Origin of the sequence: Rhodanobacter sp. Soil772 (assembly GCF_001428385.1) — a bacterium.
Classification (GTDB): domain Bacteria; phylum Pseudomonadota; class Gammaproteobacteria; order Xanthomonadales; family Rhodanobacteraceae; genus Rhodanobacter.
This window is the reverse complement of record NZ_LMSK01000003.1, coordinates 1-13250: the sequence shown is the minus strand read 5'-3', so window position 1 is coordinate 13250 and position 13250 is coordinate 1. Positions and strand designations below refer to the sequence as shown.

At 66.1% G+C, this 13250-nt stretch carries 15 protein-coding genes and 1 pseudogene; 5 read left to right on the top strand and 11 right to left on the bottom strand.

The features are described from left to right. Positions 1-46: 46 nt before the first annotated feature. Positions 47-2056: a transketolase gene (gene tkt, locus ASG75_RS11745; RefSeq protein WP_056389443.1), complete on the bottom strand. Its 2010-nt coding sequence runs from the start codon at positions 2054-2056 to the stop codon at positions 47-49. Between the two features lie 227 nt (positions 2057-2283). On the opposite strand from tkt, the gene ASG75_RS11740 reads away from it, so the two are divergent. Next, on the top strand, positions 2284-2937 hold the full coding sequence (locus tag ASG75_RS11740; RefSeq protein ID WP_056389440.1) for an outer membrane beta-barrel protein: 654 nt from the start codon (positions 2284-2286) through the stop codon (positions 2935-2937). A gap of 205 nt (positions 2938-3142) precedes the next feature. Next, positions 3143-3742, top strand: coding sequence for a porin family protein (locus ASG75_RS11735; RefSeq protein ID WP_056389437.1), 600 nt, complete (start codon positions 3143-3145; stop codon positions 3740-3742). 116 nt (positions 3743-3858) lie between these two features. Here ASG75_RS11735 and ASG75_RS11730 read toward each other — a convergent pair whose 3' ends face one another. The 4 genes from ASG75_RS11730 to ASG75_RS11715 form a co-directional block, all read right to left on the bottom strand. Continuing rightward, complete coding sequence (locus tag ASG75_RS11730; RefSeq protein WP_056389434.1) at positions 3859-4863, bottom strand: class I fructose-bisphosphate aldolase; 1005 nt, start codon at positions 4861-4863, stop codon at positions 3859-3861. A gap of 137 nt (positions 4864-5000) precedes the next feature. Further along, complete coding sequence (locus tag ASG75_RS11725; RefSeq protein ID WP_056389431.1) at positions 5001-5441, bottom strand: energy transducer TonB; 441 nt, start codon at positions 5439-5441, stop codon at positions 5001-5003. Positions 5442-5539: 98 nt separating this feature from the next. Next, a complete protein-coding gene (gene pyk / locus ASG75_RS11720; RefSeq protein ID WP_056389430.1) occupies positions 5540-7009 on the bottom strand; it encodes a pyruvate kinase in 1470 nt (489 codons plus the stop codon). A gap of 95 nt (positions 7010-7104) precedes the next feature. Further along, entirely contained in the window at positions 7105-7923 is an 819-nt protein-coding gene (locus ASG75_RS11715) for a S1/P1 nuclease (RefSeq protein WP_056390615.1), read from the bottom strand. Positions 7924-8088: 165 nt separating this feature from the next. On the opposite strand from ASG75_RS11715, the gene gap reads away from it, so the two are divergent. Continuing rightward, on the top strand, positions 8089-9090 hold the full coding sequence (gene gap, locus ASG75_RS11710) for a type I glyceraldehyde-3-phosphate dehydrogenase (protein ID WP_056389427.1): 1002 nt from the start codon (positions 8089-8091) through the stop codon (positions 9088-9090). A 52-nt stretch (positions 9091-9142) separates the two neighbouring features. On the opposite strand, the gene fdxA is transcribed toward gap, so the two are convergent. After that, complete coding sequence (gene fdxA, locus ASG75_RS11705) at positions 9143-9466, bottom strand: ferredoxin FdxA (protein ID WP_056389424.1); 324 nt, start codon at positions 9464-9466, stop codon at positions 9143-9145. A gap of 147 nt (positions 9467-9613) precedes the next feature. On the opposite strand from fdxA, the gene azu reads away from it, so the two are divergent. Together azu and ASG75_RS11695 are read left to right on the top strand one after the other, a co-directional pair. Beyond that, positions 9614-10060, top strand: coding sequence for an azurin (gene azu, locus ASG75_RS11700; RefSeq protein WP_056390614.1), 447 nt, complete (start codon positions 9614-9616; stop codon positions 10058-10060). 102 nt (positions 10061-10162) lie between these two features. Then, complete coding sequence (locus ASG75_RS11695) at positions 10163-10570, top strand: group III truncated hemoglobin (RefSeq protein WP_056389421.1); 408 nt, start codon at positions 10163-10165, stop codon at positions 10568-10570. Between the two features lie 58 nt (positions 10571-10628). Here the strand turns inward: ASG75_RS11695 and tpx are convergent, their stop codons facing one another. From tpx to ASG75_RS11670, 5 genes and pseudogenes are all read right to left on the bottom strand, one after another. Further along, positions 10629-11129, bottom strand: coding sequence for a thiol peroxidase (gene tpx / locus ASG75_RS11690; RefSeq protein ID WP_056389416.1), 501 nt, complete (start codon positions 11127-11129; stop codon positions 10629-10631). 26 nt (positions 11130-11155) lie between these two features. Beyond that, positions 11156-11593, bottom strand: a complete 438-nt coding sequence (locus tag ASG75_RS11685) for a hypothetical protein (protein WP_056389413.1) — start codon at positions 11591-11593, stop codon at positions 11156-11158. A gap of 87 nt (positions 11594-11680) precedes the next feature. Further along, positions 11681-12253 carry an SCO family protein gene (locus tag ASG75_RS11680; protein WP_056389410.1) on the bottom strand — a complete coding sequence of 191 codons (573 nt, stop codon included), beginning with the start codon at positions 12251-12253 and terminating at the stop codon, positions 11681-11683. Between the two features lie 10 nt (positions 12254-12263). After that, on the bottom strand, positions 12264-13028 hold the full coding sequence (locus ASG75_RS11675) for a formylglycine-generating enzyme family protein (RefSeq protein WP_056389407.1): 765 nt from the start codon (positions 13026-13028) through the stop codon (positions 12264-12266). Between the two features lies 1 nt (position 13029). Then, positions 13030-13250 (bottom strand): annotated as a pseudogene (locus tag ASG75_RS11670) (cytochrome c); the annotation flags it as partial.

Below are 13250 nucleotides of genomic sequence, written 5' to 3'. Positions count from 1 at the left end.
AGCCGCGGCGTACCGCGGCTTTTTTTGTGGCTGAAGCAACCCGCGCTCAGCGCACGACGCGCTTCACCGCATCGATCACATGGGCGACAGTGAAGCCAAAGTGCTCGAACAGCTGCGGTGCCGGCGCGGACGCACCGAACGTGGTCATGCCGACCACTTCGCCGTCCAGACCCACGTACTTGCACCAGAAGTCGGCGGTCGCCGCTTCCACCGCCACGCGGGCACGGCACCAACCGGGCAGCACGCCTTCGCGGTATTCCAGCGGCTGCGCGTCGAACACCTCGGTGCACGGCATCGACACCACGCGCACCGCGATGCCTTGCTGGGCCAGCGCGCGCGCGGCTTCCATCGCCAGCTCCACTTCCGAGCCGGTGGCGATCAGGATCGCCTGGAACTTCGTGTCCAGCGGATCGGACAGCACGTAGCCGCCGCGCAGGATATCGGCCACCTGCTGCGCGCTGCGCTGCTGGTGCTTGAGATTCTGCCGCGAGAAGATCAGGCAGGACGGCGCGCCCTTGCGCTCGATCGCCGCCTTCCACGACGCCGCCGATTCCACCGCATCGCACGGGCGCCACAGGTGGTTGTTCGGGATGTAGCGCAAGGAAGCCATGTGCTCGACCGGCTGATGAGTCGGGCCATCCTCGCCCAGGCCGATCGAGTCGTGCGTGTAGACGTGGATCGCGTGCGCCGGGATCAGCGCGCTCATGCGCACCGCGTTGCGCGCGTAGTCGGAGAACACCAGGAAGGTGGCGTCGTACGGGATGAAGCCGCCGTGCAGCGCGAGACCATTCGCGATCGCGGTCATGCCGAACTCGCGCACGCCGTAGTAGACGTAGTTGCCCTTGCCGTCCGCGCTGTTGCCGGTGGCGGCGTCGAGGCTGCCCTTCCACTTGGTGAGATTGGAGCCGGCCAGATCGGCCGAACCGCCGATCAGCTCCGGCAGCAGCGGGCCGAACGCGTCCAGCGTCATCTGCGAGGCCTTGCGCGAGGCCACTTCCGGGCCTTCGGCCTGCAGCTTGGCGATGTACGCATGCGACTTCGCGGCCCAGTCGGCGGGCAGCTCGCCAGCGAGACGGCGCTTGAATTCGGAGGCCAGTTCCGGATGCGCGGCGGCGTACTTCGCGAACGCGCCGTTCCAGGCTTGCTCGGCGGCACTGCCGGCTTTCTTGTGATCCCAGCCGGCGTAGATGTCGGCGGGAATCTCGAACGGCGCGTGGTGCCAACCGAGTTGTTCGCGTGCGGCGGCAATCTCGTCCTTGCCCAGCGCCGCACCGTGGCTTTCTTCCTTGCCCTGCTTGTTCGGCGCGCCAAAGCCGATGATGGTCTTGGCGCAGATCAGGGTGGGCTTGTCGTTCTGCGCGGTGGCCGCGGCGATCGCCTTCTTCACGGCCTCGGCGTCATGCCCGTCCACACCGCGGATCACGTTCCAGCCGTATGCCTCGAAGCGCGCCGGCGTGTCGTCGGTGAACCAGCCGTGCACTTCGCCGTCGATCGAGATGCCGTTGTCGTCGTAGATCGCGACCAGCTTGCCCAGCTGCCAGGTGCCGGCCAGCGAGGCGACTTCGTGCGAGATGCCCTCCATCAGGCAGCCGTCGCCGAGGAAGACGTAGGTGCGGTGATCGACCACGTCGTGACCCGGACGGTTGAAATGCGCCGCCAGTACCTTCTCCGCCAGCGCGAAGCCGACCGCATTCGCCAGGCCCTGGCCAAGCGGACCGGTAGTGGTCTCCACTCCCGGCGTTTCGCTGGCTTCCGGGTGGCCGGCGGTCTTCGAATGCAACTGGCGGAAGCGCTTCAGCTGGTCCATCGGCAGGTCGAAGCCGGTCAGGTGCAGCAGCGCGTACTGCAGCATCGAACCGTGGCCGTTGGACAGCACGAAGCGGTCACGGTTGAACCACTTCGGGTTGGCGGGATTGAAGTGCAGGAAGTCGTTCCACAGCACCTCGGCGATGTCGGCCATGCCCATCGGCATGCCCGGATGACCGGATTTGGCCGCTTCCACGGCGTCCATGGCAAGGGCTCGCACGGCATTGGCGAGTTCGCGGCGGGTGGTCATCGGGCAGTCTCCGGAGGGTGCAAAAGCGCCCATTGTCGCCGATATGCCCACTCGCTGTCGCTCGCGGCGCCGGGATTAATAACCGCTTAACACCAGCCCATCCGGTTCAGCGAGCTTCAGCATCGTCCCGCTAGTAATACGCCCCGCAGAGCCATCCCCAGGTGCTGCCCGACCGCGCGCGTCGTCCCCACGATCCGCGGCCCGGTTCAATAGAAGAGGAGTTCCCCATGAAAAAGACGCTCATTGCCCTCGCCATCGCATCCGCCGCCTTGTGCACCCTGCCCGCCCTGGCGCAGGACAGCACGTCCGCTCCGGCGATCAGCGACAGCACCGCCCCGACCACCGGCAATTACCAGCCGGGCCAGGCCATCGGCAGCGGCAACTGGTTCATCGACGGCAGCGTGGGTCAGGCCCATGTGAACAAGGGCCCGTACAACGACCATCCGACGACCTACGCCATCACCGGCGGCTACCGCTGGAAGGTCGGTGAGGATCTCGGGCTCGGCGTGGATGTCGGCTACAACGACCTCGGCAACTTCAAGCTGAAGAATGCGTTCAACGACAACCCGGTCAACCTGAAGGATCAGCGCAACGCGCTGCGCGGCTGGACCGCCGGCGTGAACGGCAAGATCAATGTCTGGCAAGGCCTGTATGTCAGCGGGCGCACCGGCGTGTATGGCTGGAAGGGCCACGGCTACGCCAACCAGGACATCAACCGGCACGATCTGGACAAGGTCGACTACTACGCCGGTGCCGGCGTGGGCTACGACATCAACAGCCACTTCGGCGTGGGCCTGGCGTACGACTACTACCACGCCAAGAGGGACGGCATCAGCCTGTCCACCGATACGGCGTCGCTGACGGCCGAATACCGCTTCTGACCCCGGATGCGGCGAGATGGCGCGGGTTTCCTCGCCGTCTCGTCCGGATTAACGCTGGCTTAATACTGAACTGATTGGTATTGAATCTTTCGGACCACAACCCATCTAAGGCTCGGGTGTCGCCAATCGACTTGAAAGGCGCACCGCCAGCAGCGGCCACTCCCCCACTGGGCCGACTGCCATGACAACAACCGGAGAAACTTCCATGAAAATGAAAAACACCTTGCTCGCCCTCGCCCTCGCTTCCGCCGGCCTGCTGGCCGTTCCCGCCGTGTTCGCGCAGAGCGCGCCGACCCACAACGACGGTTGGTTCATCAATGGCAATGTCGGCCGGACTTCGATCAACCATGGCGCGTACAACGACAACGACACCGGCTACGGCATCAACGGCGGCTACCGCTGGGCGCTGAGCCCGGCCGTCGCGCTGGGCGCCGAGGTGGGCTACAACGACCTGGGCAATATCCACGCGAAGAACATCTTCAACAGCCAGCCGGTCGTTGAAGACGGCAAGTCGCAGCTGCACGGCTGGACCGCCGGCGTGAACGGCCACTTCAACGTCAGCCCGAACTGGTACGTCAGCGCACGCACCGGCGTCTACGGCTGGAAGGGCCACGGCCTCAGCAACGACGCCAACCCGGTCCGCAAGGGCCTGGATGACACCAGCTGGTACGCCGGCGCCGGTGTGGGCTACGACTTCAGCAACAACGTCAGCGTCGGCCTGAACTACGACTACTACGACGCGAAGAAGGATCGGGTGAACCTGAGCACCGACATGGTCTCGGTCAGCGCGGAATACCGCTTCTGATTCACGTTATGCAAACGAAACGGGCACCTCACGGTGCCCGTTTTTTTGAGGAGTGCAGCCATGGATGGCTGCCCGTTTGATTCTCGCGATCATGGATGATCGCTGGAACTCAACCCTCAGCCGTTCCACTGCCCCAGCGCGGCCAGGCCATTGTCGCGCGCGCGGGCGTGCACGGTCTTCTGCGCATCGGCGTAGTTCGCCTTCATGTCCTTCGACCACAGCTTCAACGCCGCCTGCTGCATGGCGCGACCGTAGGAGAACGACAGCGGCCACGGGTGCGGACCCATGCGGTTCATCGCATTGAGGTGGGCGGTGGACTGCTCGTCGGTCTGCCCGCCGGAGAGGAACACGATGCCCGGCAGCGAAGCCGGCACGGTGGACTTCAGCACGCGCACGGTGGCTTCGGCGACTTCCTCGACGTCGACCTGCTCGTCCGAATCCTTGCCCGGGATGACCATGCTGATCTTCAGGATGGTGCCTTCCAGCATCACGTTCTGCTCGTACAGCGCGTTGAACAGGCTGCGCAGCACGGCTTCGTGCACTTCGTAGCTGACTTCGATGCTGTGGTCGCCGTCCATGATCACTTCGGGCTCGACCATCGGCACCAGGCCGGCTTCCTGGCACAGCGCGGCGTAGCGGGCCAGCACATGGCAGTTCGCCTCGATCGCGGTGGAGCTGGGGTTCTCTTCGGAGATGTTGATCACCGCGCGCCACTTGGCGAACTGGGCGCCCAGCTTCGCGTATTCCTGCAGGCGCTCGCGCAGGCCGTCGAGGCCTTCGGTGACCACGTCGCCGGGGAAGCCGGCCAGCGGCTGCGGCCCCTTGTCGACCTTGATACCGGGGATGATGCCGGCCTTCTTCATGAGCGTGGTGAACGGCACGCCGTCCCGGGTCGACTGGCGGATCGTCTCGTCGTACAGGATCGCGCCGGAGATGTGCTCGTTCAGGCCCGGCGTGGTCAGCAGCAGCTCACGGTAGGCGCGGCGGTTTTCCTCGGTGTTCTCGATGCCGACCGCCTCGAAGCGCTTCTTGATGGTGTTGGTCGATTCGTCGATGGCGATGATGCCTTTGCCGGGCGCGACCATCGCCAGGGCGATGCTTTCGAGATCTTCAATACTCATGACGACTCCGTGGTGCAGGGGCTTGCCCGCCAGCACATGGTTGAAGCCGCCTCGGGGCCGAAGCGGCACGGTTCAAAACGTCAATTATAGGCCAGATTGGCGGTCGCACGTGCCAGTCCGCGGCCGGCCGGCCGATTTCAGGGGGCGTAGCCGGGCAGCTTGCACTGGTCCAGCAGTTGCTGGCGCTGGACCGGATCCTTGGGCGCATTGAACGGCACCACGTAATAGGTGGCAACCGGCTCGCCGATGCGGTTGGTCAACGACGGGCCGTAGCGGAAATTGGAGACCGCGCTGCGCGCCACCGGGCCCAGGTCGCTCTTCGGCGCCACCTTGACCACCTGCACGTTCATCGGCACGCCGTCGGAGCCCACCGTATAGGTCACCGCCGCGCAGCCGGGCTTGTCCAGGTTCAGCCCGCTGTTGGGCACATCCATCTGCACCCGCGTATTGAGCAGGATCCAGTAGCGGTACAGGTCCTGCTGGTCGATCTTGCGCACCTGCGCCAGCACCGGCGTGACGAAGCCCAGCGCCAGTGCCAGCAGCAGACCCTGACGCAGCGGGCGGAACATGGATTTCATGGCGTTCTCCTGTGCCGGATGTGGCTGAGACGAAGTGTAGCCGCGCCGTCGTTCAGCGCTAGTCAACGCGCAGCCGACCAGACAGCCACGCGTCAGCCTCACAGGTCGCGCAGGCTTTCGACCATGCCGTCGGTGCCGACCGAGAGCAGCTTCAAGGTGTTGGTGCCGCCGCCCTGGCCGACGTGGTCGCCCTGGGTAAGTACCACGCGGTCGCCTTCCTGCAGGTGGCCCTGGGCGAACAGTTGCTGCACGGCGGAGCGCGCGGTAGCCACCGAGGTCAGCCCCTCGTGGGAAAACGCTACCGGCTGCACGTCACGCAACAGCAGCATGCGCCGGCGCGCATCGGCCATGGGCGACAGCGCAAAGATGGGCACGGCACTGCCGTAGCGCGACAACCACTGCGCGGTGGCGCCGGATTCGGTCAATGCCACGATCGCGCGCACGTTGAGCTGGCCGGCCAGCATCATGGCCGCCAGGGCGATCGCCTGATCGGTGCGATCGAGCATGTGGCCACCGGCGGTCAGGTCTTCCTTCGGCTCGAACTGGCGCTCGGCGCCGAGGCAGATCCGGCGCATTGCCGCTACCGCCTTGTCCGGGTGCGCGCCGGCCGCGGTTTCCTCCGACAGCATCACCGCGTCGGTGCCGTCGATCACGGCGTTCGCCACGTCGAGCACTTCGGCCCGGGTCGGGATCGGCGAGCGCACCATCGACTGCAGCATCTGCGTGGCGGTGATCACCGCGCGGTTGCGCTGCACCGATTCGCGGATGATCTTCTTCTGCAGGCCGGGCAGCTCGGCGTCGCCGATCTCCACCCCGAGGTCGCCGCGCGCCACCATCACCACGTCGGAGGCGTCGATGATTTCGCCCAGCACCGGAATCGCGTCGGCGCGCTCGATCTTCGCCACCAGCGCCGCGTTGCCGCCGGCTTCGTGCAGCAGCCGGCGCGCCTGGTGCATGTCCTCGGCCGAGCGCACGAACGACACCGCGAGGAAGTCGGCGCCGATCTCGGCGGCCAGTTTGATGTCGGCCTTGTCCTTGTCCGACAGCGCCGTCACCGAAAGCCCGCCGCCCTGCCGGTTGAGTCCCTTGCGATTGGACAGCTTGCCGCCGATCAGCACCTGGCAACGCACCTCGGTACCAGCCACTTCCTGCACGCTCAGCGCGACCAGTCCGTCGTCCAGCAGCAGCACGTCGCCGGCGTGCACGTCGCCCGGCAAGCCGTAATAGCTGACGCCAACACGAGTGGCATCGCCGGGCGGCACGTCGGGGCGACAATCGAGCACGAACGACGCGCCGTCGACCAGTTCCACCGGCCCGTTCGCGAAGGTCTCGATGCGGATCTTCGGCCCCTGCAGGTCGGCCAGGATGCCGACTTCACACCCAGCGGCTGCCGACGCCGCGCGCACCGCATTGGCGCGCGCGCGGTGATCATCCGGCAGACCGTGCGAGAGGTTCAGGCGGACCACGTTGACGCCTTCGGCGATGATCCGTTCGAGCATGCCCGGCACGTCGGTGGCGGGGCCCAGGGTGGCGACGATCTTGGTGCGGCGCAGAGGATTCTCGTTCATGTGTCGAGGCTAACAGATGCCGCGCGGCGCGCCACCACCCTGCATTCGTATGCATGCTGTCGATGTGCGCTGGCGCGCAGACAGCGCCTCCGGCGCTATCGCGCCAGCGCGAGGTTGAGCACCGCGGCCAAGCGCCGGCCGGCCTGGCGCAGGCGCAGCTCGGCCAGCGGCAGCTCGGCCCTGACGTAGGCCGGGTCGATCTCGTGGCCGGCCGGATAGAAGCCGGGTTCGGCGGTGATCCGGCAGGACTCCTCCGCCCATTGCGCGTAAGGGTTGTCCAGCGGCGCGACCGGCGCCGGCAGGTTCACCGGCACCGCCGAATCCAGCGCCTGCGCATAGGCCTGCCAGTCGAGCCCGCGGCTGGACAGCAGCCCCGAATCCCACACCTTGTGCAGGTTGCTGCCCCTGCCGTCGAACTGCACCTGGTACGTATTGCCGCCCTTGTCGTCGCGGTAGCCGGCATGCAGCGGCTGGTGGATGTCGCCGACGAAATGCACCACGAACTTCAGCGCCTCGCGGCGTGCGCTGTCCGGCTTGCCGCGATCGCCGAGCACGCCGACGTAATACTGCAGGCCGGCCACCACGCAACGCCCGTCGCGGCAGTCGCGCGGCGGCACGTAGTCGCAAGCGCTGCCGCCGCGGAAATTGACGTAGTGCCGGCCGCGCGTCTGTTTCCACAATGCCGCGCGCGCCGGATCGTTCTGGATCTGGTCGGGCCAGTTGGCCACGTCGGCCAGCCGCTGCGTGTGCTCCGGCGCCAGCAGGCGCTCCAGCTCGGCCTCGGCAGCCGGATCCAGGTGCCGTTGCGCCAGCTCGGCGACCACGCTGTGGCCGAGCGGCCCCCAGGCCTGGGCCGATGGCGCGAGCGCGAGCATGACGGCCGCGAAGGCAAATGAGCGGCTTGAAATGGACATGGCGGCTGCCAACGCAAAACCCGCAGTCTGCCACAGCGACAATCGGGCGCGGGCCATCCGGGTGCTTTCATTGTAAGATTTCACGATTGAAACACCGGCACCGCAGCCCGCGACTGCCATCCATCATCGCAACATTCCCAATCGCCCTCAGGAGGACGTTCCCTCATGACCATCAAGGTCGGCATCAACGGCTTTGGCCGCATCGGTCGCAACGTGCTGCGTGCAGCCGTGCAGAATTTCAGCAACGACATCGAGATCGTGGCGATCAACGACCTGCTGGAGCCGGACTACCTTGCCTATATGCTGAAGCACGACTCCGTGCACGGCCGCTTCGAGGGCGACGTGCAGGTCGACGGCGGCCACCTGGTGGTCAACGGCAAGCGCATCCGCCTGACCCAGGAACGCGACCCGGCCAACCTGAAGTGGAACGAGGTGAACGCCGACGTGGTGATCGAATCCACCGGCCTGTTTCTGACCAAGGAAACCGCGCAGAAGCACCTGGATGCGGGCGCGAAGAAGGTGATCCTGTCGGCGCCGTCGAAGGACGACACGCCGATGTTCGTCTACGGCGTCAACGACAAGACCTACAAGGGCGAGGCGATCGTCTCCAATGCCAGCTGCACCACCAACTGCCTGGCGCCGGTGGCCAAGGTGCTCAACGACAAGTGGGGCATCAAGCGCGGCCTGATGACCACCGTGCACGCCGCCACCGCGACGCAGAAGACCGTCGACGGCCCGAGCAACAAGGACTGGCGCGGCGGCCGCGGCATCCTGGAGAACATCATTCCCTCGTCCACCGGCGCCGCCAAGGCCGTCGGCGTGGTGATCCCCGAGCTCAACAAGAAGCTCACCGGCATGAGCTTCCGCGTGCCGACCTCGGACGTGTCCGTGGTCGACCTCACCGTCGAGCTGGAAAAGAACGCCACCTACGCGGAAATCTGCGCGGAGATGAAGGCGCAGAGCGAAGGCGCGCTGAAGGGCATCCTCGGCTACACCGAGGAGAAGGTGGTGGCCACCGACTTCCGCGGCGACGCGCGCACCTCGATCTTCGACGCCGACGCCGGCATCGCGCTGGACGGTACCTTCATCAAGCTGGTCAGTTGGTACGACAACGAGTGGGGCTACTCGAACAAGTGCCTGGAGATGGTGCGGGTGGTGGCGAAGTAAGCTGCCGAACCGCATGAAATAAAAAAGCCCGCGTCTGCGGGCTTTTTTGTGCCTACCGTTTCAGCAACGGCAGCTTGTCCGGCACGCCGTCCCACTTCGCGGCATCGTCCATCGACGGGATCTTGCTGGTCAGCACCGGCCACTCGCGCGCCAGCTCGGCATTGATCGAAAGAAAGATTTCCTGCCCCGCCGGCACGTCGAGCTCGGGAAAGATCGCGCCGACCGGGCACTCCTCCACGCACAGCGTGCAGTCGATGCATTCATCCGGGTCGATCACCAGGAAGTTGGGACCTTCGTGGAAGCAGTCCACCGGACACACCTCGACGCAATCGGTGTGCTTGCAGTTGATGCAGTTTTCGGTGACGACGTGCGTCATCGTGCCTCCTTCCGACACTCGTCGGCGATGGCTACAGTGTCAATGACAGCCGGTGCCGCGGCCATGATCCAGATCAGTGCCCGCCGCGCGCCGCCACCGCAGAATTTACCTGAGCCCCACCACTTCCCCAAGGAGCAACACATCATGATGCGCAAACTGATTGCCATTGCCCTGCTCGGCCTGCTCTCCACCCCGCTGATGGCCGCCGAATGCGCGACCACCATCGAGGGCAGCGACGCCATGCAGTTCAACCAGAAAACCATCACCGTGCCGAAGACCTGCAAGACCTTCAAGGTCACCCTGAAGCACACCGGCAAGCTGCCGGTCACCGCGATGGGCCACAACTGGGTGCTGTCGCACAGCGCCGACGAGTCCGGCGTGATCGCCGACGGCATGAAGGCCGGCGCCGCCAACAGCTACGAGAAGCCGGGCGACGCCCGCATCATCGCGCACACCAAGCTGATCGGCGGCGGCGAATCCGACACCGCCACGATCGACGTGGCCAAGCTCAAGGCCGGCGAACAGTACGCCTACTTCTGCACCTTCCCGGGCCATGCCGCGCTGATGAAGGGTACGCTGAGCCTGGGCAAGTAAGCCTCCCGGACCAGCGACGCATCCGGCTGCTCGCGGCCGGATGCGTTTTTTGTTGCCAGTAAACTTGCACATCGTTCCGCGCACGGATCCACAATGTCCCGCATGAACCCACCGTCGCCCCTGGACGAACCGGCCATCGCCAGGCTGGTCGATCATTTCTACGAAAAGGTGCGGCGCGAGCCGCAGATCGGCCCGATCTTCAACGCGGCCGTGCACGACTGGGACGAACACAAGCGCCTGCTGACCTCGTTCTGGGCCTCGGTGGCGTTGCGTGCAGGCAGTTATCGCGGCAACCCGATGGGCGCGCACCGGCCGCATCCGATCCGCGCCGAACACTTCGACCGCTGGCTCGCACTGTGGCGCGAAACCTGTGCCGAAGAACTGGACGAAGCCGGCGCCACACTGATGCTGGAATACGCCGAACGCATCGGCCGCAGCCTCAAGCTGGGCCTCGGCCTGCACCCGCAGGCGCAGCCGTTCGGCGTGCCGATCGTCGGTATCAATCGCTGAAGTGGACATACGCCGTAGGGTGGGCAGTGCCCGCCCCACGGAATCAGGGCGAGGGCAATCAGCCCAGCGCCTTCAACGCCGCGTCGTAGTTCGGCTCGTGACCGATCTCGCTGACCAGCTCGGCGTGGATCACCTTGTCGTGCCCGTCCAGCACCAGCACCGCGCGTGCAGCCAGACCGGCCAGCGGGCCGCTGGCGATCGCCACACCATAGTCGTTGAGGAACTGGTGGCCGCGCATCAGCGACAGGTTGGTCACCCGGTCCAGCCCCTCGGCGCCGCAGAAGCGCGCCTGCGCGAACGGCAAGTCGGCCGAGATGCACAGCACCACGGTGTTGTCGAGCTTGCCGGCCAGTTCGTTGAAGCGGCGCACCGAGGCGGCACATACGCCGGTGTCGACGCTGGGGAAGATGTTCAGCACCTTGCGCTTGCCGGCGTAGCCGGACAGCGCCACGTCGGACAGGTCGCCGCCGACCAGGCTGAATGCCGGCGCGGTCGAACCCAGCGCGGGAAACTGGCCGTCGACGCTGATCGGCTGGCCTTTGAACGTGACATGGGACATCGTGCACCTCGTGTGTGGATGGATGGCTACAAGTAGAACATGGTCTTGGCCAGGAAGACGATGCCCACCATCAGGCCCAGCACGACGCGATGGGTATGCCGGAACCGGCAGACGTCCATCTTTCCGCTGCGCATCGCCCACATCGCGTTGACGAACACGCCGAGCACGCCGAACGCCAGCAGCACCTTCAGCAGCAGCAGGTTGCCGAAGCGCGAACCGACGCAGCTGATGCCGTCGCAGCGGATATCGAACAACACGCCGCCGCTGACGAACAGCAGGATCACCACCACCGGCATGAACCGGCGCACCCGCGCCATGATCGCCTGCTCGATGCGCTGCAGGGTGGCTGCGTCGAAATGCTTGTGCAGCGACTCGACCACCAGCACCTCGAACGTCACCGCGCCCACGAACACGATGGCGCACGCCAGGTGCACCAGCACGATCCACGGATACCAGGCACCCATGCAGATTCTCCCGAAGCCTTTCCGGAAGTCTGCGCGCGGCCGGCGCTTGCCGCGCTGATATGGATCAAGCCGCGGGAGGCGGTCGCCTCAGCCGCGCGGCTGCGCGACCACCTTGCGGATCGCTTCCACGAACTCGGGGTCGAGTTTGCCGATCCTCGTGGTGCGGGCGGCGATGCGGCCGTCGGCATCGAGCAGGATCAGTTCGCTGCTGTGATTGAACTCGCCGTCGGGCAGTTGCCGGTACTGCAGGCCCAGCACGCCGGACAGCTGGCGTACCTGCGTCGGCTCGGCCCGTGCCAGGGTCCAGATGCGCGGGTCCAGCTTGCGCTTCTGCGCGTAGCTCTTCAGCGTGGCCACGTCGTCCTTCGCCGGGTCGAAGCTCACCGCGAGCAGGTCGATCTGCGCGCGCGTGGCCGGATCCAGCGCGTTGCGGGTCAGTCGCAGGCTGTCGATGATCATCGGGCAGACCATCTGGCACGAGGTGTAGAACATGGTCACCAGTTGCGGGCGGCCGCGCCGCTCGGCCAGCGTCTGCTGGCGGCCGTCCTGGTCGGTCAGTTGCAGCGGCAGGTTGTACACCGAGTCGCCGGGCAGCGGCGTGGCCGCCCGCGCGCTGCCGAGCAGCAGGAACATCGCAAACAGGAACAACAGGCGTTTCATGACGCATTCCTCATTCGGGCTTCGCGCAGCGGAAGCCCATGTTGTTGGTGGTGTCGGCGGCCTTCAGCGCGGACAGCATCGCGATACGCATCAGCACCGCGTAGTTTTCCTTTTCCTGCAGGCTGATCGCGCCGGCGCCGCAGAACTTCAGCAGGTCCGGATCGCCCTGCTCGCGGCTGTCGCTGGCGACCATCAGCGCATTGAAGTCGTCGACCCATTCCCACACCAGGTTGTTGAGGTCACGCACGCCGTAGGCGTTCGGCGCGCCGCCGATGTCCGGCAGCGCCTTGCTGGACGGGCGCGAGTACCAGCCCAGGATGCTTTCGCGCCAGGCCGGATCGGCACGCGCATCGCGGCGGGTGGCATCGGCCGCGGCCGCGTATTCCCACTCGTACCAGCTCGGCAGGCGCGCCTGCTCGCTCTCGCAGTACGCCTGCGCGGCGAACCAGCTGATCCGTGTGACCGGCTGCTCGGGCAACGCTGCATCGCCCAGTGTCCCTGCGTCGGCCCAGTGGCTGAGGTAGCGTTCGTCGGCAAGGATCTTCGCGACCTGGTCGCGCCGCCATTGCGGATGGGTCTTCACGAACGCCTGGAACTCGGCATTGGTGACCGGCTCGGTGCGCAGGCGGAATGGCGCGACCTGCGCCGCGGCCACCTTGCCATCGGCCGGCAACACGCTGGTGAAGGTCCCGCCCGGCAGGGCGACGTAATCCGCCGCCGCTGCCGGTAGTGCCAGCATCAGGCCGAGCCAGACCCATGCCAGTCGCGTACGCATCTCAGTGCTCCGCTGCCGGGGCCGGCGCCGCTTCGGCACGAGCCTTGGCCACTTCTTCCTTGCTGATCTGCCCGCCCGGGTTGTCCCAGCTGTTCAGCACGTAGGTCAGGATGTTGGCCACCTCGTCGTCGGTCAGCTGCGCCATCGGCGGCATCACCGAGTCGTACTCGTGGCCGTTCACCGTGATCTTGCCGGTCAGCCCGTGCGTCACGATGGTCATCG